Annotated in this window: 21 protein-coding genes and 1 pseudogene; 9 read left to right on the forward strand and 13 right to left on the reverse strand. The window is 72.8% G+C overall.

Translation table 11 applies throughout. The annotated features are described in order from the left end of the window. Nucleotides 1–6: 6 nt before the first annotated feature. The 3 genes from murC to M2266_RS27485 all read right to left on the reverse strand — a co-directional run bounded on the left by murC (nt 7) and on the right by M2266_RS27485 (nt 3461). The gene (murC, locus tag M2266_RS27475) at nt 7–1407 is read right to left on the reverse strand and encodes a UDP-N-acetylmuramate--L-alanine ligase (protein WP_277440590.1); all 1401 of its coding nucleotides are present in this window, start codon (nt 1405–1407) and stop codon (nt 7–9) included. 105 nt (nt 1408–1512) lie between these two features. Further along, a complete protein-coding gene (locus M2266_RS27480; RefSeq protein ID WP_277440591.1) occupies nt 1513–2148 on the reverse strand; it encodes a response regulator transcription factor in 636 nt (211 codons plus the stop codon). Beyond that, nucleotides 2145–3461: a sensor histidine kinase gene (locus tag M2266_RS27485; protein ID WP_277440592.1), complete on the reverse strand. Its 1317-nt coding sequence runs from the start codon at nt 3459–3461 to the stop codon at nt 2145–2147. The genes M2266_RS27480 and M2266_RS27485 overlap by 4 nt, the downstream gene beginning before the upstream one ends. Before the next feature lie 156 nt (nt 3462–3617). Here M2266_RS27485 and M2266_RS27490 point away from each other — a divergent pair, with 156 nt between their 5' ends. Both M2266_RS27490 and M2266_RS27495 read left to right on the forward strand, forming a co-directional pair. Then, nucleotides 3618–4688, forward strand: coding sequence for an ABC transporter permease (locus tag M2266_RS27490; protein ID WP_277440593.1), 1071 nt, complete (start codon nt 3618–3620; stop codon nt 4686–4688). Continuing rightward, nucleotides 4685–5353 (forward strand): ABC transporter ATP-binding protein, encoded by a 669-nt coding sequence (locus M2266_RS27495; protein WP_277440594.1) that lies wholly within the window; start codon nt 4685–4687, stop codon nt 5351–5353. The genes M2266_RS27490 and M2266_RS27495 overlap by 4 nt, the downstream gene beginning before the upstream one ends. A 195-nt stretch (nt 5354–5548) precedes the next feature. Here M2266_RS27495 and M2266_RS27500 read toward each other — a convergent pair whose 3' ends face one another. After that, a complete protein-coding gene (locus M2266_RS27500) occupies nt 5549–6016 on the reverse strand; it encodes an indole-3-glycerol phosphate synthase (protein WP_277440595.1) in 468 nt (155 codons plus the stop codon). A 126-nt stretch (nt 6017–6142) separates the two neighbouring features. Further along, the gene (locus tag M2266_RS27505) at nt 6143–6970 is read right to left on the reverse strand and encodes a pyrimidine reductase family protein (RefSeq protein ID WP_277440596.1); all 828 of its coding nucleotides are present in this window, start codon (nt 6968–6970) and stop codon (nt 6143–6145) included. Nucleotides 6971–7095: 125 nt separating this feature from the next. Here M2266_RS27505 and zapE point away from each other — a divergent pair, with 125 nt between their 5' ends. Further along, nucleotides 7096–8238 (forward strand): cell division protein ZapE, encoded by a 1143-nt coding sequence (gene zapE / locus M2266_RS27510; protein ID WP_277440597.1) that lies wholly within the window; start codon nt 7096–7098, stop codon nt 8236–8238. Nucleotides 8239–8257: 19 nt separating this feature from the next. Continuing rightward, nucleotides 8258–9178, forward strand: coding sequence for a polyphosphate kinase 2 family protein (locus M2266_RS27515; RefSeq protein WP_277440598.1), 921 nt, complete (start codon nt 8258–8260; stop codon nt 9176–9178). A gap of 12 nt (nt 9179–9190) precedes the next feature. Here the strand turns inward: M2266_RS27515 and M2266_RS27520 are convergent, their stop codons facing one another. Both M2266_RS27520 and treZ read right to left on the reverse strand, forming a co-directional pair. After that, complete coding sequence (locus M2266_RS27520; protein WP_277441435.1) at nt 9191–9379, reverse strand: hypothetical protein; 189 nt, start codon at nt 9377–9379, stop codon at nt 9191–9193. Beyond that, complete coding sequence (gene treZ, locus M2266_RS27525; RefSeq protein ID WP_277440599.1) at nt 9376–11136, reverse strand: malto-oligosyltrehalose trehalohydrolase; 1761 nt, start codon at nt 11134–11136, stop codon at nt 9376–9378. Before treZ ends, M2266_RS27520 begins: the two co-directional genes overlap by 4 nt. A gap of 274 nt (nt 11137–11410) precedes the next feature. On the opposite strand from treZ, the gene M2266_RS27530 reads away from it, so the two are divergent. Beyond that, nucleotides 11411–11920, forward strand: coding sequence for a GNAT family N-acetyltransferase (locus M2266_RS27530; RefSeq protein WP_277440600.1), 510 nt, complete (start codon nt 11411–11413; stop codon nt 11918–11920). Here M2266_RS27530 and M2266_RS27535 read toward each other — a convergent pair. The 4 genes from M2266_RS27535 to M2266_RS27550 all read right to left on the reverse strand — a co-directional run bounded on the left by M2266_RS27535 (nt 11863) and on the right by M2266_RS27550 (nt 16431). Next, nucleotides 11863–13011, reverse strand: a complete 1149-nt coding sequence (locus M2266_RS27535; RefSeq protein WP_277440601.1) for a low temperature requirement protein A — start codon at nt 13009–13011, stop codon at nt 11863–11865. The two genes, M2266_RS27530 and M2266_RS27535, sit on opposite strands and share 58 nt — an antisense overlap. A gap of 100 nt (nt 13012–13111) precedes the next feature. Further along, nucleotides 13112–14536 (reverse strand): MFS transporter, encoded by a 1425-nt coding sequence (locus M2266_RS27540; protein ID WP_277440602.1) that lies wholly within the window; start codon nt 14534–14536, stop codon nt 13112–13114. Between the two features lie 2 nt (nt 14537–14538). Continuing rightward, nucleotides 14539–15459 carry a zinc-binding dehydrogenase gene (locus tag M2266_RS27545; protein ID WP_277440603.1) on the reverse strand — a complete coding sequence of 307 codons (921 nt, stop codon included), beginning with the start codon at nt 15457–15459 and terminating at the stop codon, nt 14539–14541. Nucleotides 15460–15591: 132 nt separating this feature from the next. Continuing rightward, on the reverse strand, nt 15592–16431 hold the full coding sequence (locus M2266_RS27550) for a helix-turn-helix transcriptional regulator (RefSeq protein ID WP_277440604.1): 840 nt from the start codon (nt 16429–16431) through the stop codon (nt 15592–15594). Between the two features lie 146 nt (nt 16432–16577). Here M2266_RS27550 and M2266_RS27555 point away from each other — a divergent pair, with 146 nt between their 5' ends. Together M2266_RS27555 and M2266_RS27560 are read left to right on the forward strand one after the other, a co-directional pair. Then, the gene (locus M2266_RS27555) at nt 16578–17339 is read left to right on the forward strand and encodes an SDR family oxidoreductase (protein ID WP_277440605.1); all 762 of its coding nucleotides are present in this window, start codon (nt 16578–16580) and stop codon (nt 17337–17339) included. Between the two features lie 28 nt (nt 17340–17367). Further along, nucleotides 17368–18336, forward strand: a complete 969-nt coding sequence (locus tag M2266_RS27560) for a LysR family transcriptional regulator (protein WP_277440606.1) — start codon at nt 17368–17370, stop codon at nt 18334–18336. Here M2266_RS27560 and treY read toward each other — a convergent pair. Both treY and glgX read right to left on the reverse strand, forming a co-directional pair. Beyond that, nucleotides 18326–20659: a malto-oligosyltrehalose synthase gene (gene treY / locus M2266_RS27565; RefSeq protein ID WP_277440607.1), complete on the reverse strand. Its 2334-nt coding sequence runs from the start codon at nt 20657–20659 to the stop codon at nt 18326–18328. The two genes, M2266_RS27560 and treY, sit on opposite strands and share 11 nt — an antisense overlap. Nucleotides 20660–20710: 51 nt before the next feature. Next, nucleotides 20711–22831, reverse strand: coding sequence for a glycogen debranching protein GlgX (glgX, locus tag M2266_RS27570; RefSeq protein ID WP_277440608.1), 2121 nt, complete (start codon nt 22829–22831; stop codon nt 20711–20713). Nucleotides 22832–23117: 286 nt separating this feature from the next. Between glgX and M2266_RS27575 the strand changes: the two genes are divergently transcribed. Continuing rightward, nucleotides 23118–24359 carry an SAV2148 family HEPN domain-containing protein gene (locus M2266_RS27575; protein ID WP_277441383.1) on the forward strand — a complete coding sequence of 414 codons (1242 nt, stop codon included), beginning with the start codon at nt 23118–23120 and terminating at the stop codon, nt 24357–24359. Nucleotides 24360–24439: 80 nt separating this feature from the next. Next, nucleotides 24440–25220: pseudogene (locus M2266_RS27580) on the forward strand (3'-5' exonuclease). Nucleotide 25221: the final 1 nt, after the last annotated feature.

Genomic DNA, 25221 nt, shown 5'->3' on the forward strand with positions numbered 1-25221 from the left:
TGCTCCTCAGTTCTGGCTCTCCAGGCGGGACAGGATGAGCGGACCGAGGTCGGTCACGTCGCCCGCGCCCATAGTGAGAACAAGGTCGCCGGGCTTGGCCATTCCGGCGATCACGTCCGGGATCGCGTCCTTGCTGTGCTCGGCCGTCACGTCGGCGCCCGCGGCGGTGGCCGCGTCGATGATCAGGGTGCTGGTGACACCGGGGATCGGGTCCTCGCGGGCCGGGTAGATGTCCAGCACCACGGAGGCGTCGGCCAGCGCCAGCGCCTGCCCCATCTCGACGCCCAGCTCGCGGGTGCGGCTGAACAGGTGCGGCTGGAAGACCACCAGCACGCGGGAGCCCCCGGCCGCCCCCCTGATGGCCTCCAGGTCGGCGGTCATCTCGGTGGGGTGGTGGGCGTAGGAGTCGATCACCTGGACACCGGCCGCCTCGCCCTTCAGCTGGAGACGGCGCCGGACACCGGTGTACTTGGCGAGCGCCGAGGCCAGGTTGCGCGCGGGGGTGCCGAGCGCGATGCCGGCGGCGAGCGCGGCCACCGCGTTGTGCGCGTAGTGCCGGCCGGGCACGGAGACGGTGAAGGTCAGCATCCGCCCGTCGAGCAGGACGGTGACCTCGCTCGTCAGGCCCCGCTGATTGATCTTGGTGATGCGCAGGTCGGCGTCCGCGGACTCGCCGACGGTGACGATGTTCAGCTCGCCGATGTCGCGGACCCGCGACGTCAGCTCGACGGCGCCCGCCTGGTCGGCGGAGATGACGAGCGTGCCGCCGGGACGGATCCGGCCCACGAACGTCTCGAAGGAGTCGTAGATCTCGTCCATCGACGCGTAGTTGGCGTGGTGGTCCAACTCGACGTTGAGGATGATCGCGACCTCGGGGGCGTACTTGTGGAAGCTGCGGTCGCTTTCGTCCGCCTCCGCGACGAAGATCTCGCCACCGCCGTGGTGGGCGTTGGAGCCCGGCGCGTCCAGGTCGCCGCCGATGGCGTACGACGGGTCCAGGCCGAGCGCGGAGAGGCTGACCGCGAGCATCGAGGTGGTGGTGGTCTTGCCGTGGGTGCCGGCCACCGCGATCGGGCGGGTGCCGTCCATCAGCGCGGCGAGCGCGTCGGAGCGGTGCACGACCGGGATGCCGCGCTCGGCGGCGGCGGCCAGCTCCGGGTTCTCCGCGCGGATGGCGCTGGAGACGACCACGCAGGTGGTGTCGGCGGCCAGGTGTCGGGCGTCGTGGCCGATGCGCACCGCGACCCCGAGGGCCCGCAGCGCCTCGGCCGTCTCGGAGTCCTTCGCGTCGCTGCCCGTGACCTGGGCGCCGCGCTGCGCGAGGATCTTGGCGATCCCCGACATTCCGGCTCCGCCGATGCCGATGAAGTGCGGTCGGTCCATCGTGGAGGGAATGGTGGGGCTCATACGTGGATCTCCCGGGACGTTGCGAACGGCTTGCCTGCGGTCCCGATTCTCGCACTTCCCGTCGCCCGCCCGGCGCAGCGCCGTCAGCACCGGAGACCCGTCCGCTCAGGAGGCCCGGATCAGGCCGCTGCTGAGGCCGGCGGCGATGGCGCCCGTGCGGCTTTCGACGTCCAGCTTGTCGTAGATGTGCACCAGGTGGGTCTTGACGGTGGCCTCGCTGATGAACAGCCGGCGGGAGATCTGCTTGTTGGCCAGCCCCTCGGCGAGCAGCTGCAGGATCTCGCCTTCGCGCGGCGACAGGGTGGGCCGCCCCGCGCGGACCCTTCCCAGCAGCCGGGCGGCGACCGGCGGCGCCAGGACGGTCTCGCCCCGCGCGGCGCAGCGGACGGCGGCGGCGACCTCCTCCGGAGGCGCGTCCTTGAGCAGATAGCCGGTGGCGCCCGCCTCGACGGCCGCCAGGATGTCGGCGTCGGTGCTGTACGTGGTCAGGATGAGGACGGCGGGCGGGTCCGGCAGCGCGGTGATCCGCCGGGTGGCCTCCACCCCGTGCATGCCCGCGCCCATCTGCAGATCCATCAGGACCACGTCGGGGCGCGGTACGGCCCCGTCGGCCAGCAGCCGCAGCGCCTCGGCGCCGTCGGCGGCCTCGCCGACCGCCTCCAGCTCCGGCAGGTCGTCGACCATGGCGTGCAGGCCGCGCCGTACGACGGGGTGGTCGTCGACGATCAGGATGCGGATCACCGGTCCACCGCGACCAGCGCCGGCTGTGCGCCCGGCTCCGGCGCCGCCGCACCGGCCCCGGGCACGGGCAGCGCCGCCGCGACGGCCGTGCCCTCGCCGGGCGCGGACTCGACGGTCAGGGTGCCGCCGAGCCCGGCGATGCGCTCGCGCATCCCGTGCAGCCCGAAGGAGACGCGCTCGCCGGCCGGAAGCCGCGGGGCGCCGGGGGCCCGCGGGGTGAAGCCGACCCCGTCGTCGTACACGTCCAGCGTCACCTGGCCGTCGAGGAAGGCCAGCGTCACCGCGGCGTTGCGGGCCCGCGCGTGCCGGGCGACGTTGGCCAGCGCCTCCTGGGTGAGCCGCAGCAGGGCGATCTCCACCTCGATGGGCAGCGGGTACGGATCACCGTCCAGCCGGAAGACGAGCGCCGGGGCGGGGTCCTGGGACGCCTGCGGGCCGGATCCGAAACCGTCCGTGATGCGGCGCAGCGCCTCCGGCAGGGCGGCGTCCTGCAGGGCGGGCGGCGTGAGGTCCCGCACGAAGCGACGGGCCTCGGCGAGGTTCTCCGACGCCGTGTGTCCGGCCTCCTGGATCCGGGTCCGCGCTGTCCCCGCGCCCGCGCCGTCGGTCCGCAGCGCGCTGTCGGCTGCGCGGGCCAGCAGCACGATGCTGGAGAGCCCCTGGGCCAGCGTGTCGTGGATCTCCCGGGCGAGCCGCTGCCGCTCGGCGAGCACGCCCGCCTCGCGCTGGGAGGCCGCCAGTTCGTCCCGGGTCCTGGTCAACTCGTCGATCAGCCGCTGGCGCTGCCTGCCCTCGCGGTACAGTGCCGCGTACCCGAACGCGGTCAGCACGGCGACGGCCGCTCCGGCGCACGGCCCGATGACCTTCGCGGCGGTGAGACCGCCCGGCCCCTGGGACTGCACGAAGACGATCAGCGCGGTCGCGGCGCCGACGGCGGGCAGCGACCAGCGCGGCGGCAGCACGTGCAGGTACAGGAAGAACAACGGGAAGGCGACGTAACTGACGTCGCGGTCCGCGAGCAGTAGACCGCTCCACAGGACGGTCACGGCCGCGAGCCAGCCCAGCACCCAGGACCGCGAGGGCTCCCGGCGCTCGCGCAGCACCCCCGCGCCGTAGACCAGCCCGAGCAGCAGGCCGGGCACCAGCAGCGCCACCGGTTCGCCGCCGAAGGCGACGGGACCGAGCGCCACGGCGAGCAGCACGAAGAAGGTGCCGTGCAGGGCCGCGCGCATCAGACGCAGTGCGGGGGTGTCCTCGGGCGCGGGGCGGTCCACGAAACGCCTCGGGGACAGGGATATGCCGGAGTTGCTCACATTCACCAAGGGTACGGGCGGCCGGACGACCCCGGTGGGGCCGTGGCATCAACCGTTCGATGGATTCCGGAACCGCTCCTCTCCCTGATGGCGGCGGCGGACCGACCGGACAGCCTGGGAGGACCGCAGGCAGGCCGATCCAGGAGGGTCCGATACGTGTTCGTCGCACTCCGTGACATCAGATTCGCCAAAGGGCGGTTCGCCCTGATGGGCGTCGTCGTCACCCTCATCACCACGCTCGTCGTGTTCCTGTCCGGCCTGACGGGCGGGCTCGGGCGCGACGCCTCGTCGGCCGTCGACGAGCTGCCGGTGAGTGACATCGTGTTCGGCGCCCCGGCCGGCGCCGCCGCCGAGGTGTCGTTCAGCAGCAGCACGATCAGCGCCGCCCAGGCCGCCGCCTGGGCGAACGTCCTCGGGGTTGGCTCGGCACAGCCGCTCGGCGTCGCGATGACCCGGGCCTCGGGCGCTGCCGCCGCGGGCTCGGTGAGCCTCTTCGGCGGCTCGGCGGACCTGCTGCCGCCGCTGCTCTCCGGCACCGCCCCGCGCGACGGCCAGGTCGCGGTGAGCGAGTCGGTCGCGAACACCTACGGCGTCGGCCCCGGCGGGACGCTCGGGCTCGGCACCGAGCGGCTGACGGTCTCGGGGATCACCGCCACCCGCTCGTACGGGCACGCCGCGACCGTCTGGACCACCCTCGCCACCTGGCAGCGCGTCAGCGGGCAGCGGCAGCCCACCGTGCTCGCCCTCCGGCACCCGGGAGCGGACCACGGAGCGGTCGACGCGGCGCAGGGGACGAGGGCCGTCGGGCGTGGTGACGCGCTGGTGGGGATCGACGGCTACCAGGCCGAGCACCTCAGCCTGCAATTGATCCAGGTGTTCCTGTTCGCGGTGAGCGCCCTGGTGACCGGCGCGTTCTTCACGGTCTGGACGGTGCAGCGCAAGCCCGACGTCGCGGTCCTCAAAGCCCTCGGGGCGAGCGGCGGCTATCTGGTGCGCGACGCGCTCGCGCAGGCGCTGGCCGTCCTCGGCGGCGGGGCACTGCTCGGCGGCGCGATCGGCGCCGGGGGAGGCGCGGTCGCGGCGTCGGCGGTGCCGTTCGCGGTCGGTCCGGCCACCGTCGCGGTGCCCGTCGCCGTCATGGTGCTGCTCGGCCTGGCCGGCTCGGCCCTCGCGATCTTCCGCATCACCTCCGTCGATCCGCTGACCGCGCTGGGAGCCAACCGATGACCGTCCTCACCCTCGAATCCGTCCGGCTCACCTATCCGGACGGCGACCGCCGGCTGACCGCGCTCGACGACGTCTCCCTGGACGTCGCGGCGGGTGAACTGCTGGCGGTGGCCGGGCCGTCGGGATCCGGCAAGTCCAGCCTCCTGGCGGTGGCCGCGACCCTGCTGCGGCCCGACTCGGGGCAGGTCGTCGTGGCCGGCCGGGACACCGGCCGGCTGAGCGGCAAGGAGCGCACCGCGCTGCGCCGCGAGCACATCGGCATCGTCTTCCAGCAGTCGAACCTCGTCGGTTCGCTGACCGCGCTGGAGCAGCTGCTCGTCGTGGAGCACCTGCGCGGCGGGTCGGTGCGCGCGGCCCGCGAGCGGGCCGGGGCGCTGCTCGACTCCGTCGGCCTGGACGCGGCCAAGCGCGCCCGCCGGCCGCACCAGCTGTCCGGCGGCGAGCGCCAGCGGGTGAACATCGCCCGCGCGCTCTTCGGCCGCCCGGCGGTCCTTCTGGTCGACGAACCGACCGCCGCCCTGGACCACGAACGCGGCGCGCAGATCGTCGACCTGCTGGCCCGCGTCACCGCCGAGCACGACACGGCGACGGTCATGGTCACCCACGACCGCGCCGCGATGTCCCGTGCGGACCGCTCCATGGAGATGGTCGACGGCCGGCTCTGACCACCGGCCCACGGCCGGCTAGGTCGTGTCTGACACATACCGGCGTCCGCCCGGAGGGCGGGGTCCGCGGCGTCCGGTGCGGGCGACCGCACGGCGGAGGGTCGTCCTCGTACCGGACATACCTGGACGAGCCCGACAGCGCAGCAGGCGTGCGGGCCGGGCGTCGCGGGCCAGGCGGGACTTTCGCAACACCCTTTAGTCGTGCTGGGCGAAGAGCTTCAGTACCGGGACGCCCACCTTGTGGCGCGCCCGCGACGTCCAGTCGCGGTGGAAGAACTCCTCCACGAAGTGCGGGGCGGTGAGCACGATCACCTCGTCGGCGTGCGTCTGCTCGACGACCGACTTCAGCAGGTCCAGCGGGTGGTCCTCGACCACCTCGCCGATCGCTTCCGCGCCCGTGGCGCGCAGCGAGTCGAGCGAGTGGCTCAGGGCCCGCTCGGCGGGAAGGGTGGCTTCCCGCCCTTCGGGCACGTCGTTCTCGTTGGCGGCGTCGTCCAGGTAGCCGAGGGCGACGTCATCCACGGCCCGCAGAAGTCGGTCCTGGTCGCCGCGCGGCTGCATGAGTACGACGAAGGAGACGGGCTCGTCGCCGTGGAGTGTGGTCACAAGCTCCACATCGGCGGGGGCGAGCGGCTTCTCGATCATGAGTACGGTCGTGAACACGGACGCGTCCTTCTTTCTCGTGGGCCACCGGGCCGGCACAGAACCATCCTGCCCCGACTCCGGGCCGGGCACGTGGGGTAAGTGTTCCCGCGCGACAGCAAACGGAACGGCATATTCCGCGGATTGTCAGCCGCGGGTGTAACGGGTGAACAGGAATCCGTCCTCTTCGAGGATCAAGGCCGGAGAGAACCGCTCGGGCACGGTGATGCCCGGACCGTTCATGATCCGCGGGGCGTCCCCCGCGGTCAGGAGCGGGGCGATCGTCAGACACAGCTCATCGACTACCCCGGCAGCGGTGAACTGTGCCAGCAACCGCGGACCGCCTTCGTGCAGCATCCTGGTGAGCCCGAGGTCCGCCAGTTCGCGGACGGCCCGCACCGGGTCGGCGCCGGCCCCCTCGCCGGCCGTGACGACGTGCGCACCGGCCTTCGTGGCGGCCGCCACTCGTTCGGGGGGCGCGGTGGCGCCGGTCAGGACGATCGTCGGGACCAGCGGCGCGGTGAACAGCGGCAGGGAGAAGTCCAGGTCCAGGCTTGCGCTGAGGACGGCGATCACCGGTGCGGGCGACTGGCCGGCGGCCGCCCGCCGCGCCGCGAACGCCTCCCGCGCCTTCGCCGGCCGGTACCCCTCCTGCCGCACCGTCCCGGCGCCGACGACCACCACGTCGGCCAGCGCCCGGAGCGTTCCGAAGATCCGCAGGTCGGCGGCCGAGGACAGCCCCTGCGACTTCCCGTCGTGCCACGCGGCCCCGTCCAGGGATGCCACCATGTTGGCCCGCAGCCACGGCCCGGCGGCCCGGTCCGGATACGCGTACGCGTCGGCCAGCCCGTCCAGCGAGTCCAGCCCGGTCAGCGAGTCCTGCGGGTCCTGCGGGGGCTGCGATCCCGGCGCGGCGGGGCTCGCACCGGCACTGGGGGCGGGAAGGGCACTGGGCACGGGATACAGGCGGCGCATGCCCCGCAGTCTGGCACGGGCCTCTTCCCAGGGCGACGATCGGACCGCCGGTCTCCGGCGCCGCCCCCGCGGGAGTGGGGTCCGCCACACTGGCGTGGTAGCGCGTGCCGGGAGGACTAGGCTGAATGGTTGTGTCAACCCCTGTCTCCGCCCTCGCCCAGACCACCGGCCCCGAGTCCGCCGCCGGAGGCCCGGCCACCCTGTGCGGCCGGACGCCCCAGGTGCCCGCGGACCGGCTGGTCGCCGAGATGGTGCCGCCGCCGCGCTTCGACACCGTCCGGTTCGACAACTACCTACCGGATCCCGACCAGCCCAGCCAGTCGGACGCGGTGAAGACGCTCAGCGGCTTCGCGGCGACCCTCGGCGGGGCGACGGCGGTGGGCGGCGGCAAGCGGCGCTGGTTCCGCCGCGAGGCCCCGGCCCCCGCCGGGCCCGGCGGGGTCTACCTCGACGGTGGGTACGGCGTCGGCAAGACCCACCTGCTCGCCTCGCTCTGGCACGCGGCCCCGGCGCCGCGCGAGCTGAAGGCGTTCGGCACGTTCGTGGAGCTCACCAACCTCGTCGGGGCGCTCGGCTTCCAGCAGGCGGTGCAGGCGCTGAGCGGTCACCGGCTGGTCTGCATCGACGAGTTCGAGCTGGACGACCCGGGCGACACGGTGCTGGTCTCCTCCCTGCTCGGCAAGCTCGCCGACGCGGGCGTGAAGCTCGCCGCGACGTCCAACACGCTGCCCGGCAAGCTCGGCGAGGGCCGCTTCGCCGCCTCCGACTTCATGCGGGAGATCCAGGGGTTGTCCTCCCGTTTCCTGCCGCTGCGCATCGACGGCCAGGACTACCGGCACCGCGGGCTGCCCGAGGCCCCGGCCCCCTGGTCCGACCGGCAGGTCACCGAGGCCGCGGACCGCACCCCGAGCGCCTCCCTGGACGACTTCGGCCCGCTCCTCGACCACCTGGCGCGGGTCCACCCCAGCCGCTACGGCGCGCTGTGCGACGGCGTCGACGCCGTCTTCCTGCGGGGCGTGCGGCCGGTGACCGACCAGGCCACGGCGCTGCGGCTGGTGGTGCTCGCCGACCGGCTGTACGACCGCGAGGTGCCCGTGGCGGCCTCCGGCACCCCGTTCGACCGGATCTTCAGCGAGGAGATGCTGGCCGGCGGCTACCGCAAGAAGTACTTCCGCGCCATATCCCGCCTCACCGCGCTCGCCCGCGACGCTGGGGTCCACCATGCCGAAGGCCGGGGCAGACTGCCCGGAGCTGGCGCCTCCGCCTGATCCGTCGCAGGATCAAAGCATGGCCAAGGACGGGAAGCGCGGCAAGAGCGGTCAGCGGGGCAAGAGCGGCGGGCGCGGCGACGATGATGTCGGTCCCGTCGCCGACCTCCGTTCACTGCTACGGGTGACACCGGGCGGCGCACCGGTCCGGCTGAAGGCGCACGACTCGCGCGGCACCCCCGGTGGGCCGCCCGGCAAGAAGCAGGCGCTCGCCGAGACCGCGGAGATGGGCGTCCGTCTGGCGAAACTGCAGGAACGGCTCTTCGCGCAGAGCACGGCGGGCGATCCGCGCGCGCTGCTGTTCGTGCTGCAGGGCATGGACACCTCCGGCAAGGGCGGCACGGTCAAGCACGTCGTCGGCCAGTTCAACCCGTCCGGGCTGCGGATGCGCGCCTTCAAGGCGCCGACGCACGAGGAGAAGCAGCACCCCTTCCTCTGGCGGATCCACCGGGCGCTGCCCCACCCCGGCGAGATCGGCATCTTCGACCGCTCGCACTACGAGGACGTGCTGATCGTCCGGGTCAGGAACCTGGTGCCGCGCGCCACCTGGTCCAAGCGCTACCGGACCATCAACGCGTTCGAGCAGTCGCTCGTCGACGACGGCGTCACCATCGTCAAGATCTTCCTGCACATCGGACACGACGAGCAGCGCGACCGGTTGCTGGCGCGGCTCGACAACCCGGAGAAGCACTGGAAGTTCAACATCGGCGACATCGAGGAACGGGCCCTGTGGCCCGACTACCAGAAGGCGTACGAGGTCGCGCTGGACAAGTGCTCCACCGACGCCGCGCCCTGGTACCTCGTCCCCGCCGACCGCAAGTGGTACCGCAACTGGGCGGTCAGCAAGCTGCTGCTGGAACACCTGGAGCTGATGGACCCGCGGTATCCGAAGGGCGACTTCGACGTCGACGAGTGCCGGGCGCGGCTGCTCACGACCTGACGGGAGCCGGCGCTACCCCGAACAGGCGGTGCGCTGCGCCTCCTGCCACTCGCAGAGCGGGCACATCGTCATACCGGGCTGCGAGGCCGGATACTCCGTGGGCTTGCCGCACAGCACGCAGTCGGCGCGCGGCCCGTCCCGCACGACGGGCGGGGCGGGGGCCGGCTCGGGTTCGCCGGGGTCGGCGTAGCACTCGGTCACCCGTCCACCGTACTGCGCAGGATCACGGCCGCGCGGCCGGGCAGGCGCAGCACGCGGTCGGGGCCCGGCGGGTCGCCGGGGAGCCAGGCGGCGGCGACCGAGACGGCCGCGGTCCGGTCGGCGAACGGCCCGGCGAGCGGGACGGCCGACGGTTCGTCCGAGAAGTTCACCGCGGTCAGGAAGCGCCCGCGCCGTACGGTCAGGACCTCGCCGCTGATGCCGATGTCGGGCGGCGGGGTCAGGAGCCCGGCCCCCGACAGCTCCGGCTCGGCCCGGCGCAGCGCGATCAGCTCGCGGTACCAGCCGAGCAGCCGGGCGTGCGGTTCCCGCTCCGGCTCCGACCAGTCGAGGCAGGAACGCAGACGGGTGGCGGCGTCCTGGGGGTCGGGGATGTCCTCCTCGGACCAGCCGTGCCCGGCGAACTCGCGGCGGCGGCCTCGCGTGATGGCCGCGCCCAGTTCCGCGTCGTCGTGATCGGTGAAGAACTGCCAGGGGGTGCCCGCGCCCCACTCCTCGCCCATGAAGAGCATCGGCGTGAAGGGCGAGGTGAGGACGATCGCGGCGGCGAGGGCGAGCCGATCCGGGGTGAGCCGGTCGCCGGTGGCGCGGTTGCCGACCTGGTCATGGGTCTGCGAGTAGGCCAGGAAGCGGTGCGCCGGGGTCGTCGCACGGTCCACCGGGCGGCCGTGGCACCGGCCGCGGAAGGACGAGTAGGTGCCGTCGTGGAAGAAGACGCGGGTCAGGGTCTTGGCGAGCGCGGCCAGCGGCTCGCGTGCGAAGTCGGCGTAGTAGCCCTGGGATTCACCGGTCAGCGCGGTGTGCAGGCAGTGGTGGAGGTCGTCGTTCCACTGCGCGGCCAGGCCGAGGCCGCCCGCCTCGCGGGGGGTCGTGGTGCGCGGGTCGTTGAGATCGGACTCGGCGATCAGGAACAGCGGACGGCCCAGCGACTCCGACAGCCCGTCGACCGCCGCCGCCAGTTCCTCCAGAAAGTGCCGCGCGCGCGTGTCCACGAGCGCGTGGACGGCGTCCAGCCGCAGCCCGTCGAGGTGGTAGTCGCGCAGCCAGGCCAGCGCGCTGCCGATGAGGAACGCGCGGACCTCGTCGGAGCCGGGGGCGTCGAGGTTGACGGCGTCGCCCCACGGTGTGTGGTGCCGGTCGGTGAAGTAGGGGCCGAACGGCGGGAGATAGTTGCCCGAGGGGCCGAGGTGGTTGTGGACCACGTCCAGGACGACACCGAGGCCGTGCGCGTGGGCCGCGTCCACGAACCGCTTGAGCCCGTCGGGACCCCCGTAGGGCTCGTGGACGGCCCACAGCGAGACGCCCTCGTACCCCCAGCCGTGGGTGCCGGGGAAGGGGCAGACGGGCATCAGTTCCACGTGGGTGACGCCCAGCGCGGCCAGATGCGGCAGCCGCCCGATCGCGGCGTCGAAGGTGCCCTCGCGGGTGAACGTGCCGACGTGCAGCTCGTACAGCACCGCGCCCGGCAGCGGGCGGCCGTCCCACGGCAGCGTCCAGTCGAAGGCGTCGTGGTCCACGACGGCGCCGGCGCCGTCCGGTCCTTCCGGCTGGCGGCGCGAGCGCGGATCGGGCAACGGGGGCCCGCCGTCGAGCACGTACGCGTAGCGGCCGTCCCGGCCGGCCGGCGCCTCGGTGCGCCACCAGCCGGCGCGGGCCGGATCCGCCGCCAGCGGATGGGTACGGTCACCGGTCAGTACCTCGACGCGCCCCGCGTTCGGCGCCCACACCTCGAACAGCACTTACGGCTCCTCCGCTCCGTCGGGCACGTCCGTCGGCCTGCCGGGACCCCGGGGGATCTCGGCGGACCTTCGCACCCTACGTTTTCGCGGGCGGCCGGGCACCAGGGCCCGCCCACCGTGCGGCGCGGGCCACGACGGCACCGTCGCGCGGCGCGACCCGGGTCGCTTGGGACGGCGGTCGCCGCCGTCGGCGATCATGCGGTATGACTCGCCCAGGACGGCGCGGCCGCCGGGGCCGGTCCCGGCGAGGCTGTCCAGGCACTATTTTGGCTTGATGATCCAGAGCCAGGCAGTACCCGTCGTCCGGCATGCGACCAGGTCCGACCTGCCCCGCGTCGCGGAACTCGCCATCGCCCACGCCGTCTACGAGGAGGCCGACCCGCCCGCCGCGGGTTTCGCGGAACGGCTCGCCGACGCGCTCTTCGACCGGGCGGAACCGCGGCTGATCTGCCTCGTGGCGCAGCTCGGGGACGGCTCCCTGGCCGGCTACGCGACCTGCACCCCCGAGTTCGCCACCTGGTCGGGTCACGAGTACCTGCACATGGACTGCCTCTTCCTCGACGGGGACCACCGCGGCCTGGGCCTCGGCCGGCTGCTGATCGACGCCGTCGCGGCCGAGGCGGCGGCGCTCGGCCTCGAGGAGGTGCAGTGGAACACCCCCGTCTGGAACGAGGGCGCCATTCGCTTCTACGACCGGCTCGGCGCCACCTCCCGCGAGAAGCGCCGCTACGCCTGGACGGTGCCGGCCGGTGCGGGCGCGCCGCGCGCGGTCAGCTCCTCGTAGCCGAAGCACAGCGCCAGTACCAGGACGGCGCCGCCGACCTGGGTGAGCGCCGTGAGGCGGGTGCCGAGCGGGACGGTGGCGGCGAGCAGGCCCGCGGCGCAGAGCCGGGGGAGCAGCGGACGGAGTCCGATGGCGTGGCGGTCGGCCGCATCGGCGGTGAGGAAGAGCGCGATGCCGCCCGCCAGCGCCCAGGCCTGCGCGTCGCCGAGGTGGTCGCCGGCGTGCCCGACGGCGGACTTGACGCCCGCGGCGAAGAGCAGGACGCCGAGCAGCAGTCCGTAGTGGCCGAGGTTGTAGATCCGCACAGCCGCGAAGTTCCGCTGAGCGGCGGTCAGTCGCGCCAGGGCGTGCTCGCCCCGCTCGTCGTCCCCGTGGCCGAAGTACGCCCACCACAGCCCGAGGCAGACGCAGAGCATCAGGACGGCGGCGCTGACCCGTCCCGCGGTGAGCTGGGCGTCGCCGACACCGACGCCGATCGCGATCACGGACTCGCCGAACGCCACGATCATGATGAGGCCGTGCCGCTCGACGAAGTGGCCGCAGCGGATGGTGAACTCCCCCAGGTCCACCAGCCGGGGCGTGGCGAGCAGGATGGCCAGGGACACCGTCCACAGGCCCAGTTGGACGCCTCCCCGCAGATAGCCGCCGATGACGACGAGGGCGGCGTTGAGGACGTTCAGGCCGCCCATGCGCGCCACCGAGCTGAGCGTCACGCCCGAAGCGGCGAAGGTGCCGCAGTGCACGGCTATGACGAAGAGGTAGGCGAGGCCGAAGACGACACCGCTGCCGTCGAAGGCGTGCGGGACGGCCAGCGAGATGATCAGGAAGCCGGCCATCCCGGCGAGCATCAGCCCGCGTCGGCTGGGGGTGGTGGGCGGCATCGCGTTGGTGAGCCAGATGAACGCGTCGTACATCCACCAGATCAGCGCGAGCATGATCACGACCCGCAGCAGCCCGCCCCCGTCGAGGTGGTGGGCGAGGCTGGCGGTGAGCTGGGTGACGGTGAAGACGAAGACGAGGTCGAAGAAGAGCTCCAGAGGGCTGACCCGCAGGGTCTCCTGGCCGGTGGAGTCGCGGTAGTCGGTGGTCACGCCGGTGAGTATGGGCGATCGCCGACGTGTGCGAAAACGGAACGAAGAAGTCCCGCAGGGCTGTTGCCGTACGGGACTCCTCCACGCGCCGACCGCAGGCCTACCGGCGGCGCAGACCGGCGAAGACGAGGGCCGACCCGGCCAGCACGATCACCGCGTCGACCAGCAGTGCGGCGTGGATGCCGCTGAGCACCGAACCGGTCGCGGTGGTGCGGGCGGTGGCGATCGCGCTGAGCACCGGGATGCCCATCGTGATGCCGACCTGCTGGGTCATCGAGGTGAGCCCGGTGGCCAGCCCCTGCTCGTCATCGGGCAGACCCGAGGTCGCGGTGACCATGTACCCGACGATCGCCGAGACATGGCCGAGGGCGCCCGCCGCCGAGGCGGCGAGGAGCAGGGTCAGGGCGCTGCCGCCGTCGGTGCCGAGCAGGACGAAGGCGGCGGTGGCCAGGGCCTGGACGAGCAGCCCGCAGGACAGGACGGCGCGGGTGCCGTGCCGTCCGATGAGCCGCGGGGTGGCCATTCCCCCGGCGAAGGCGGCGGCACCGAGCGCGCAGAACGCCAGACCGGTCTGCAGGGGCGAGTAGCCCAGCACCTGCTGCATGTACAGCGTCAGGAGGAAGACGACCGAGCTCTCCATGGCGAAGGTGACCAGACCGCCGAGGTTGCCCCACTTGACGGTGTGCCGGGTCAGGACCCGCAGCGGGGCGAGCGGGGCCTCGGCGCGGAGCTCGACGCGCCAGAAGGCGAGGAAGAGCGCAGCGGCGGCGGCGAGGCAGCCGAGCGCGGCAGGGTCGGTCCACCCCTGCTCGCCGGCCAGGGTGACGCCGTAGACCAGGGCGAGCAGCCCGCCGGTGACGGTGATCGCGCCGGGGACGTCGAGCTGGGAGCGGGCGCCGCGGCTCTCCTCGATCACGGCCGGGGCGGCGAACAGGACGACCAGCGCGACGGGCACGTTGAGGAAGAAGGCCCAGCGCCAGCTCAGCAGGTCGGTGAGGACACCGCCGGCGATCGCGCCGACGGTGAAGCCGGCCGACATGAGGGTGCCGTTGAGGCCCAGCGCCTTGGCCCGCAGCGGGCCCTCCGGCAGCGAGGTGGTGAGCAGCGAGAGCGCGGCGGGGGTGGCCATCGCGGAGGCCAGGCCCTGGGCGACGCGGGCGCAGAGCAGCATCTCGGGACCGGTGGCCAGCCCGCCGGCCAGCGAGCCGGCGGCCAGCAGGCCCATGCCGGCGAGCAGCATCCGGCGGCGTCCGACGAAGTCGGCGAGCCGGCCGAAGAGCAGCGTGAACCCGGCGGCGGGCAGCATCATCGCGGTGGCGATCCACTGCAGGTTCGCCCATGAGAAGCCGAGGCCGTGGCCGATGTCGGGCAGCGCCACGTTGAGGATCGAGAAGTCGACGGCGAGCATGAACTGCGAGCCGAGGAGCAGCAGGAGGACGAGGCGCTGGCGGGAGGTCATCCGCGCGGTGGCGTCCGGGCCGGCGGTGTCGACCGCGGTGGCGGGTGGCGTGGTGAGGGCGGTCATCTCTACTGTCCGATCGTGAGTACGGCGTTGCCGGCGATCCGCCGGTCGCGGAGGTCGTTGAGGGTGGCGGCGGTGTCCTGCCAGGCGGCCAGACGCCCGATCTCCGGGTGCAGCCGGTCGTTCGCCACCAGCCGGACGAGGGCGGCCAGATCGGGGCCGAACGCCTCGTCGAAGTGCTCGTAGTGGAAGTGCCGCACGGCGGCGGAGCGGGGGCCCTGGAAGAAGGCGAAGAAGCTCAGCTCGGCGGGCTCTCGGGAGGCCTGGCCGAACCAGATCAGCGTGCCGCGCGGCCGCAGCAGCGCCAAGGCCCGGGCGGTGGACGCGCCGCCCACCGACTCCAGCACCGTGTGGAAGGGGCCGCGGGCGTCGGCCAGGTCGTGGACGACGGTCGCACCGAACTCGGCGAGCCGCCTGCCGCGTTCGGGCGTCGCGGTGACGGCGGTGACCTCGGCGCCCGCGCCGACGGCCAGTTCGGTGAAGTAGTGGCCGACGCCGCCGGACGCGCCGGTGAGCAGCAGCGGATGCCCGGACACACAGCCGGTGGTGCGCAGCAACCGCAGCGCGGTGAGCCCGGCCAGCGGCAGCGCGGCCGCACGGATCGAGGAGACTCCGTCGGGCAGGACGGCGAGCGCGTCGGTGCGGACGGCCGCGTACTCGGCCCAGCCGCCGCCCGCCGGGTGGCCGACGATCCGCTGTCCGGCCCGCGGGCCCGAACCGTCCGCCGCGGCCTGGACGACCAGGCCGGCGATGTCCTTGCCGGGTCGCTGCCCGGGGCGCGGGGCGTGCAGCCGGAAGACCTCACCGCGGTTGACGGAGAACGCCTCGACCTTGACCAGCGCCTCGTCCGGCGCCGGCCGGGGCTCCTCCGCGTCGCCCAGGACCACCATGGCGTCGGGGTGCCCGGTGGGCAGCAGTGCCTTCATCGTCTGTCCCTCGATCCGGCGCGGTGCGGGTGCACCGCGCTGAGATCAAGGAAAGCCGCAGGTCAAAGGGTGTGTCCAACAGCCTTTTGGCGGTCTCGACAACCATCGGTTGTCAGCGCACCCCAGGGGGCGCTACCGCGACCGGACGGCCGGCTCCGTGGTCCAACTGGCAAGCAGCGCCAGCCGTTCGGCCGTCGTGGAGCCGGGTGCGACGGTGTACGCGACCAGCGTCTGGTCAGGGTCGCCGGGCAGCGCGAGTGTCTCGTAGCCGAACTCCAGTTCCCCGGCGACGGAGTGGGCGATCCGCTTCACCCCGTACGTCTTCTCCTTGACGAGGTGGTCGGCCCACAGCCGCCGGAACTCGTCGCTCTTGAGCGACAATTCGCCGATCAGTGCCGCCATGCGCTGGTCGTCCGGGTGCCGCCCCGCGTCCAGCCGCAGATACGCGACGGTCTCGGCGGCCACCGCGTTCCAGTCCGGGTACAGCCCGCGGGTCTGCTCGTCGAGGAAGACCGAACGGGCGATGTTGCACTCGCCGTCCGGGTACCTCGAGAACCCGCAGACGGCGTCGGCGAGCGCGTTCCACGCCAGGGCGTCCATCCGCCGCCCCAGGACGAAGGCCGGCCCGCTCATCGTGTCGAGCAGCAGCCGCAGCCCCGGCCGCACCCGCGTGCTGCCGCGCGGCGCCGCGCGGGCGGTACGGGCCGGCCGGGCCAGCGCCCGCAGGTGTTCCCGCTCGGTCTCGTCGAGCCGCAGCACCCGCGCGATCGCGTCGAGCACGGAGTCGGACACGTTCTGGCCGCGGCCCTGCTCCAGCCGGATGTAGTAGTCCACGCTCACCCCGGCGAGCTGGGCGACCTCCTCGCGGCGCAGCCCCGGCACCCGCCGCCGCCCGTGCGACGGCAGGCCCACGTCCTCGGGCTGGATACGGGCGCGGCGCGACTGCAGGAACCCGCTCAGATCTGTGTCCATGGAAAGCAGCCTAGATCGCGGGCCGAACGCGAGCCTGGTTCCGACAGACCCAGGAACAGCACAGCCCTGGGTAGGCCCCGCGACAACTCGCAGAGTGGAGCACGTCAGCAGGACACCTCGCACCACCACTTCAGGGAGCACCTCGCATGAGCTACGACAACCTCGCCGGCCGCACCGCAGTCGTCACCGGAGCCGCCAGCGGCATGGGGGAGGCCACGGCCAGGCTGCTCGCCGCGCACGGCGCCCGGGTCGCGCTGCTGGCCCGCCGCGCGGACCGGCTGGACGAACTGGCCGGGAAGATCACCGCGGCCGGCGGCCAGGCGCTGGCCGTACCGGTCGACGTCACCGACGGCGCCTCCGTGGACGCGGCCGCCGAGCGGATCCACCAGGCGTACGGAGCCGTCGACCTGGTGGTGAACTCGGCCGGCGTGATGCTGCCGAACCCGCTCGAGGACGGTCGGATCGACGAGTGGTCCCGCATGATCGACACCAATGTGACGGGCGTGCTGCGGATCATCCGCGCCTTCACCGCCGACCTCGTCGCCGCGGCGGCGGAGGGCCGGCCGGCCGACCTGGTCAACATCTCCTCGATCGGCGCGCACCTCACGTTCCCCAACTACGCCGTCTACGGAGCGACCAAGGCCGCGCTCACCCACCTGTCGACGCTGCTGCGCGCCGAACTCGGGCCGCGCGACGTGCGCGTCACCAACATCGAGCCGGGGCTGACGGACACCGAGCTCGGCGGGCACATCGACAACCAGGAGCTGTCGGCGCAGCTCGGGGGCATGTTCGACGCGATGGGCAGTTTGTCGTCGGACGATGTCGCGGACCTCATCGGGTTCGTCGCCAGCCGGCCCGCGCACGTTAACCTGCGCCAGGTGATCGTGCTGCCGACCCGGCAGGCATGAGCCGCACAGCAACGGGGGAACGTCGGCGGTGGATCTCGATCTCGCTCAGGTCAGGGCCTTCGTCGTCACGGCGCAGCGGCTGCACTTCGGACAGGCGGCCGCCGAGCTGTTCCTCAGCCAGCAGGCCCTGTCCAAGCGCATAGCCCGGCTGGAGGACGCGCTCGGGGTGCGGCTCTTCGACCGCACCGGGCACAGCGTCGGACTCACCCCCGCCGGGGAGCGGTTCCTCGGGCCCGCCCGGGACGTCGTACGGGCCGGGGAGGCCGCGGTGGCGGCCGCCCGGCACAGTGAGCGGCCGCTGCGGGTGACGGTGTGGGGCCACATGTTCGTCCCGCTGCGGACGATCCGGCTGGTCGTCGGCGAGGAGCCGGACATGGACATCGAGCTGAGCCTGCGACCCGGATTCGCGGCCGCGCTGTCCGGGCTGCGGGCCGACGAGATCGACTTCGCGCTCGGCCGCACCCACGATCTGGACGAGCCCTGGCCGCGCGCCCTGACCCGGCGGCTGGTGCGGCTGGACCCGGTCAAGGCGGTGCTCAGCCGGGACAGTCCGCTCGCCGCGGCCCCGGCGCTGCGCCCGGACGACCTGCGGACGAGCCGCCTGTGGTTCCCGGCGGCCAGGGAGAAGCTCGACTTCCTGCGGAGCTTCGTCGAACGGTTCGACATCCCCGGGGACTTCGGCGGGATCAACCTCGGCCTCGAACCCTTCCTCGACCACCTCCGGGGCCGTCCCGAGCACTTCTCCCTGCTGCCCACCGACGTGGAGATCCCGCCCGGCACGGGTCTGGTGGAGATCCCCGTGGTGGACCCGACCCCGCTCTACGCCTGGCACGTCATCTGGCGCGCGGGCGAGGGTCACCCGGCCCTGGGACCGCTCCTCGACGCCTTCGCCCGCACCGCACGGGTCCACGACTGGTTGGCCTACGACCCCGCCAGGCACTGGCTCCCCGACACCGACCGGGGAGCCCTCGGCCGGGACGGCGGCCCTACGACGTGAGCAGCGCCACCGGGTGCGTCGCGAACAGGTCCGCGACGGGGACGGTGCCGCGGTGGTGGGTGCCCGTCAGCCGGTCGGTCCAGTCGCCCGGCGGCAGGGTCAGCCCGGTGTCCCCCCATCCGCCCGCCTGTTCCAGCCCGTGCGACAGACGGGTGACGGCGGTGATCGAGCGCCCGGACCTGGCGAACGCGACACAGTGGGCGGCGGCCGGACCGGTCGCGTGCAGGGGCTCGTACGTGGCCTCGGCGCCGAACCAGTCCGGGTGCTCACGGCGCAGCAGCAGCGCGGTCGTCGTCACCAGCTCCTTCGGGCCGTCCCGCCGGTCCGCCGGCCGGTAGGGGCGGCGGTTGTCGGGATCGACGAGCAGCAGCTGGGGGTGCTCGTCGCCCTGATAGATGTCCGGCACCCCCGGCATCGTCAGCTGCAGCAGCACCGCGCCGAGCCGGTTGACCCGGGAGGGGGCCTCGATCGCGCGGGAGATGTCGGCGGTCGCGTAGTAGGTCGGCCCGGTGATCAGCTCGCGGGCGAAGGTGTCGAGCCGCTTCTCGTACGCCGTGTCCTGCTCCGTCCAGCTGGTGCGCAGCCCCGCCTCGCGCTCCGACTTCAGCAGCGTCGCGGCGACCACCTCCTCGGCGCCGTAGCTGCAGAAGACCACGGCGTACTGCCAGGCCAGGTACTCCGCGTGCCGGTCGACGAGCGCGATGCCGGCGCGGGTGAAGTAGCTGCGCAGGTGGTCCGATTCGCGGCGCAGCCAGGACCGCCACAGACCGGGGTGCTCCGAGATCGCGGCGAGCCGGGCGCGGACGTCGGCGCTGCGCTTGGTGTCGTGGGTGGACAGGACGGTGCCGGTCGCCGGCCAGTCGCGTTGCAGGCGGGCGCAGAACGCGTGGAACTCCTCCGGGGTGGTGGTGGGGTGCGCCGGGTCCCGGCCGACCTCGTTGAGCGGCAGCAGCGGGTACCAGCGGTAGAAGGCGGTGTCCTCGACGGCCTTGGCGTGCAGCGCCGAGGCGACCTGGGCGAAGCGGACCGCGAAGCCGGCGTCCGCGCCGAGCGCGAGGTCGCGGATCTCCGCCGCGGCCGGCACCCCCGCCTCACGGGCCGCGGTCTCCAGCAGGGTGACGGCCTCGGCGGGCGCGTCCTGGCCCGGCACGACGTAGGGGCGGTAGACCGGCAGCCGGACCAGCACCTCGCGGATGGCCCGGCGCAGCACCGCCGGATCCTGCCCGGGCAGCGCGCGGGCGGCGGTACGGCCGAGCCGGCTCACCTCGGCGGCCAGGTCCCGCGTCACGATCTTGTACGCGGCCCGTCGTGCGGTCGGCCCCCACTCGCCGCCCCGGTCGGCTTCCTGGCCGGTGAAGTCGGCGTAGCCCGCCGTGATCCGCTCCACCCCGACCGGATCGGCGAACAGCCCGTCGACCCGGTCCAGGGAGTCGTACCCGGTGGTCCCCGCGCAGGCCCAGTCGGCGGGCAGCGCCTCGTCGTGGCCGAGGATCTTCTCCACCACGGTCCAGCGGCCGCCGGACGCGTCGGAGAGCCGGCGCAGGTACCCGGCGGGGTCGGCGAGGCCGTCGGGGTGGTCGATGCGCAGGCCGTCCGCGACGCCGTCGTGCAGCAGCTCCAGGAGCTTGGCGTGGGTCGCGTCGAAGACCTCCGGGTCCTCGACGCGGACCGCGATCAGGTCGGAAATGGTGAAGAAGCGCCGGTAGTTGAGATCGGTCCTGGCCTCGCGCCAGTGGGCCGGCCGGTACCACTGGGCGTCCAGCAGCTCGCGCAGCGGCAGCGCCTCGGTGCCGGCGCGCAGCGGGAACGCGTGGTCGTAGTAACGGAGCACCGGCTCGCCGAGCGCCGTGTCGTCCTCGACGGCCAGTTGGCCCAGCACCTCGTCGAGCGGGGCGCCCAGGACCGGCATGAGGATCTTGCCGTCCAGCGCCGCCCAGTCGATGTCGAACCACCGTGCGTAGGGGGAGTCCGTCCCTTCCCGTAGTACCGACCACAGCGGACGGCTGAGGTGTTCCGGAACGGGGACCGCCATGTGGTTGGGCACCGTGTCGAGGACGATGCCGAGGCCGTGCGCGCGGGCGGTGCGGGACAGCGCTCGCAGCCCCTCCTCGCCCCCCAGCTCCTCGCTGACGCGGGTGTGGTCGACCACGTCGTACCCGTGCGTGGAGCCGGGCGCGGCCTGGAGCACCGGGGACAGGTGCAGGTGGGAGACGCCGAGCGCGGCGAGGCGGGGCACCGCGGCCTCGGCATCGGCGAACGTGAAGTCCGGTTGCAGCTGCAGCCGGTAGGTGGCGGTGGGCACGGCGGCCGTCGGCGGGGTCATGCAGGAGTGCGTACCCCGCCGCACGGTCCTACGATCACATCGCCTCGCCGATTACGCCGGGCGTTGCAACACCACCAGGCTCCGGTCGGTCAGCTGCAGGCGGTCGCCCGCCGTCACCTTCTTCCCGCTGCCCGGCTCCACGCCCTCGGGGCGGCCGGTGTCCACGATCAGCTGCCACTCGTTCCCGTGGTCGACCGGAACCACGAACTCCATCTCCTCCGCCTGTGCGTTGACCAGCAGCAGGAAGGAGTCGTCCGTGATCCGCTCGCCGCGCGCGCCCGGCTCGGAGATCGCGCTGCCGTTGAGGAACACCACCAGCGACTTGGCGTGCGCCGCCTGCCAGTCCCGCTGGGCCATCTCCTCGCCCTCGGGGGTGAACCAGGCGATGTCGGAGAGCTCGTCGTGGGTGCCCTCCACCGGACGGCCGTGGAAGAAGCGCCGGCGGCGGAAGACCGGGTGGTCGCGCCGGAGCCAGACCATGGTGCGGATGAACTCGTGCAGCTGCTGCGCCCCGGTCTCCTCCTCCTTCGGCCACTTCACCCAGGCCAGCTCGTTGTCCTGGCAGTACGCGTTGTTGTTGCCGCGCTGGGTGCGGCCGAACTCGTCGCCGTGGGAGAGCATGGGCACGCCCTGGGACAGCATCAGGGTGGCGATGAAGTTGCGCAGCTGGCGGCCGCGCAGGGCCAGGATGTCCGGATCGTCGGTCTCGCCCTCCTCGCCGCAGTTCCACGAGCGGTTGTGGCTCTCGCCGTCGCGGTTGTCCTCGCCGTTGGCCTCGTTGTGCTTGTCGTTGTACGAGACCAGGTCGTTGAGGGTGAAGCCGTCGTGGCAGGTGACGAAGTTGATGGAGGCCAGCGGGCGGCGGCCGTCGTCCTGGTAGAGGTCGGAGGAGCCGGTCAGCCGGGAGGCGAACTCCGCGAGGGTGGCGTTCTCGCCCCGCCACAGGTCCCGGACCGTGTCGCGGAACTTGCCGTTCCACTCTGCCCAGAGCGGCGGGAAGTTGCCGACCTGGTAGCCGCCCTCGCCGACGTCCCAGGGCTCGGCGATCAGCTTGACCTGGCTGACCACCGGGTCCTGCTGCACCAGGTCGAAGAAGGACGACAGTCGGTCCACCTCGTGGAACTGCCGGGCCAGCGTCGCCGCGAGGTCGAAGCGGAACCCGTCCACGTGCATCTCGGTGACCCAGTAGCGCAGCGAGTCCATGATCATCTGTAGGACGTGCGGACTGCGCATCAGCAGGGAGTTGCCGGTGCCGGTGGTGTCCATGTAGTAGCGCTTGTCGTCGCTCAGCCGGTAGTACGAAGCGTTGTCGAGCCCCCGGAAGGAGAGCGTCGGCCCCAGGTGGCTGCCCTCGGCCGTGTGGTTGTAGACCACGTCGAGGATCACCTCGATGCCTGCGGCGTGCAGCGCCCGCACCGCCGTCTTGAACTCCAGGACCTGCTGGCCACGGTCGCCCAGCGACGAGTAGGTGTTGTGCGGGGCGAAGAAGCCGATGGTGTTGTAGCCCCAGTAGTTGTTCAGCCCCGCGTCCGCCAGCCGGTGGTCCAGCACGAACTGGTGGACCGGCATCAGCTCCAGGGTGGTGACACCCAGTTCCACCAGGTGGCCGATGACCGACGGGTGCGCGAGGGCCGCGTAGGTGCCGCGGATCTCCTCGGGCAGGTCGGGGTGGAGCATCGTCAGGCCCTTGACGTGGGCCTCGTAGATCACCATGCGGTGGTAGTCGATCCGCGGCGGTCGGTCGTCGGCCCAGTCGAAGTAGGGGTTCACCACCACCGAGGTCATGGTGTGCGGCGCCGAGTCCTGGTCGTTGCGGATCTCCGGCCGCCCGAACTGGTAGCCGTACACCGCCTCGTCCCAGTCGATCGAGCCGCTCACGGCCTTCGCATAGGGGTCCATCAGCAGTTTCGACGAGTTGCAGCGATGGCCCTTGGTCGGCTCGTACGGGCCGTGCACCCGGAACCCGTACCGCTGGCCCGGCATCACGCCCGGCAGATAGGCGTGCCGCACGAAGGCATCGGCCTCCCGCAGTTCCACGGCGGTCTCGGAGCCGTCGTCGTGCAGCAGACACAGTTCGATGCGTTCGGCTACTTCGGAGAAGAGGGCGAAGTTGGTGCCCGCGCCGTCGTACGTGGCGCCAAGGGGATATGCCGTACCCGGCCAGACTTGCATGTCGCGACTCTTCCACTCCCGGACCGGATGACGGTAGGCCGTTCGCCCGGTCACATCGTTGTCAACGCTTGCATCTTCGCGTAGATGTGGGCGCAAAAGTGCCATTTGCGCAAGTGGGATCTTCCCCGGGAGGGGTGCGGTATGTCTGCCCGTCTCCCAACAGCCGGAAACCGTAAGGGTGATGACGCGGTGCGGTTGTAGTCAAGTAGGGTCGATAGGGCTGCGGTGCCACCCGGTGGGCAGTAGCCTTCCTTGATCGTGGACGGGGGAGGGAGGCGGTGGCGTGGTGACGTCGGGAGGCCTTGTGCTCCCCAGTGGCGGGGATCAGGGAGACCGGAGCGGCGCCACAGCCGACGGTTCGCCCGGCGCGGTCACTCTCGCGCAGCCGTTGGAGATAGGGGCGGAACTGGACTGGGACGCCGACGCCTGGGCGGAGGTGCGCACCCGTGCCAGCCGCGCCGGGCGGGCATACGTCTGGCTCAACCTCGTCGAGCAGCGCCTGCGCGCCGTCGTGAACGCCGTGCTGCGCCCGATCTACGAGCCCGTGCACGGCGAGGAGTGGGTGGTCGCCGCCGCGGGCCCGGCAGGACACGAATGGGTGCAGCGCGCTGCCGCCGTCCGTGAGGTCAGCCGCCGCAAGGGCTTCCTGCTCGACCCCGCCGACGACAACATCCTCAGCTTCCTGACCCTCCCGCAGCTGCGGGAGCTCGTCGTGCAGCACTGGCCGTGCTTCGAGCCGTACTTCGACGAGCGCCGCGACCTCGAACTGGCGCTCGACGAGCTCGAGGTCGCCCGGCATGTCGTCTCCCGCAACCGCGCGCTGTCCCGCACCGTCCTGGCGCAGGCCGAACGGGCCGCCGCCCGGCTGCTGGACATCCTCGGTGCCGGGGCGGGCTACGCCGCGGCCGACCGGCTCCCCGTCGACGTCGTCGAGGAACTGGTCGCCGACCGCTACGCCGACGTCGTCGGCGTCTACTCCGACCGGGTCCGGCTCCAGCGCCAGCTGCCCGCCGAGGACCTGTTCGGCTCCGCGCACCGGCTGGACGCGATAGGCATCGGGCTGAACCTCCTCGTGCAGAACTACTCCGGCCGCCGGCTGATGCGGCTCGCGGAGACCGGCTGCCGCATCCGGCTGCTCTTCCTCAACCCCGCCAGCAGCGCCGTCCGCCGCCGGGAGCGCGAGCTGGGTCTCGGGCGCGGCGAGCTGAGCCGCTCCGTCGAGATGAACATCATGCACATGCGCCGGGTCAGGGCCCGGCTGCGCGACCCGGGCGCCTTCGAGATCCGGGTCTTCGACGAGACACCGCGCTTCACCGCGTACCTCGTCGACGGCGACAGCGCCGACGGTCTCGCCGTCGTCCAGTCCTACCTGCGGCATGCCCGCGGGATGGAGGTCCCGGTGATGGTGCTGCGCGGTCCCTCGCGCCGTGTCGTCAAGGACGACCCGCGCGGTGAGCACAGTGGACTCTTCGACGTCTACCGCGAAGAGTTCGAAGGGGTCTGGGCCGACTCCCGGCCGGTGTCCTGACCTCGGGGCGAGGGACTCACTGTCAGTGGTGCACGAGAGGATGGCAGAGCACACGGGGGACCAGTGGGAGGTAGGCGCGTATGGCATGGCATCGGGAGCTGCTGGTCGGCTTCGACCTGGAGACGACGGGGACGGATCCGCACGAGGCGCGGATCGTCACGGCCGCCGTCACCGAGGTCAAGGGCGGTGAGCCGATACGGCACCGCGAGTGGCTTGTCGACCCCGGCGTCGCCATTCCCGAGGGCGCGACCGCGATCCACGGCATCACGACCGAGCGGGCCGTGGCCGCGGGCCGCCCCGCCCGCGAGGCCGTCGCCGAGATAGCCGGCGCGCTGCGCGGGTACTGGGCGGACGGCGTCCCGGTCGTCGTCTACAACGCCCCCTTCGACCTGAGCCTGCTCGCCGCCGAGTTGCGCCGCCACGGGCTGCCCGGCCTCGGAGGCGCCCCCGGGCCGCGCCGTCGGTCCGGTCCTGGACCCGCTGGTCATGGACCGGGCGCTGGACAAGTACCGCAAGGGCAAGCGCAATCTGGAGGCCGCCTGCGCGGTGTACGGGGTGGTGCTGGACGACGCGCATGAGGCGGGAGCCGACGCCCTCGCCGCCGTCCGGGTCGCCCGCGCGCTGGGCGAGCGGTACGCGGAGGCGGGCGAGGCCGACCTCTGGGACCTGCACCGCTCCCAGATCCGCTGGTACACCGACTGGGCCACCGGCTACCAGAAATGGCTGCGCCGCGACCGCGACCCGCAAGCCGTCGTGGACGCCTCCTGGCCGCTCCGGCTGGACGCGCTGCTGCCGCAGCAGCGCGCCGCGTCCACCGGCGTCAGCCTGCTGGACGAACCGGACGTTCCGGGCCGGGGCTGAC

Origin of the sequence: Streptomyces sp. SPB162 (genome assembly GCF_029504575.1) — a bacterium.
Lineage (GTDB): Bacteria > Actinomycetota > Actinomycetes > Streptomycetales > Streptomycetaceae > Actinacidiphila.

What these genes read in the sequence shown, in the direction of transcription:
- murC (WP_277440590.1), bottom strand. Translation starts at nt 1,407, where the DNA reads ATGAGCCCCACCATTCCCTCCACGATGGACCGACCGCACTTCATCGGC.
- M2266_RS27495 (WP_277440594.1), top strand. Translation starts at nt 4,685, where the DNA reads ATGACCGTCCTCACCCTCGAATCCGTCCGGCTCACCTATCCGGACGGC.
- M2266_RS27505 (WP_277440596.1), bottom strand. Translation starts at nt 6,970, where the DNA reads ATGCGCCGCCTGTATCCCGTGCCCAGTGCCCTTCCCGCCCCCAGTGCC.
- zapE (WP_277440597.1), top strand. Translation starts at nt 7,096, where the DNA reads ATGGTTGTGTCAACCCCTGTCTCCGCCCTCGCCCAGACCACCGGCCCC.
- M2266_RS27515 (WP_277440598.1), top strand. Translation starts at nt 8,258, where the DNA reads ATGGCCAAGGACGGGAAGCGCGGCAAGAGCGGTCAGCGGGGCAAGAGC.
- M2266_RS27530 (WP_277440600.1), top strand. Translation starts at nt 11,411, where the DNA reads ATGATCCAGAGCCAGGCAGTACCCGTCGTCCGGCATGCGACCAGGTCC.
- M2266_RS27540 (WP_277440602.1), bottom strand. Translation starts at nt 14,536, where the DNA reads ATGACCGCCCTCACCACGCCACCCGCCACCGCGGTCGACACCGCCGGC.
- M2266_RS27545 (WP_277440603.1), bottom strand. Translation starts at nt 15,459, where the DNA reads ATGAAGGCACTGCTGCCCACCGGGCACCCCGACGCCATGGTGGTCCTG.
- M2266_RS27550 (WP_277440604.1), bottom strand. Translation starts at nt 16,431, where the DNA reads ATGGACACAGATCTGAGCGGGTTCCTGCAGTCGCGCCGCGCCCGTATC.
- M2266_RS27555 (WP_277440605.1), top strand. Translation starts at nt 16,578, where the DNA reads ATGAGCTACGACAACCTCGCCGGCCGCACCGCAGTCGTCACCGGAGCC.
- treY (WP_277440607.1), bottom strand. Translation starts at nt 20,659, where the DNA reads ATGACCCCGCCGACGGCCGCCGTGCCCACCGCCACCTACCGGCTGCAG.
- glgX (WP_277440608.1), bottom strand. Translation starts at nt 22,831, where the DNA reads ATGCAAGTCTGGCCGGGTACGGCATATCCCCTTGGCGCCACGTACGAC.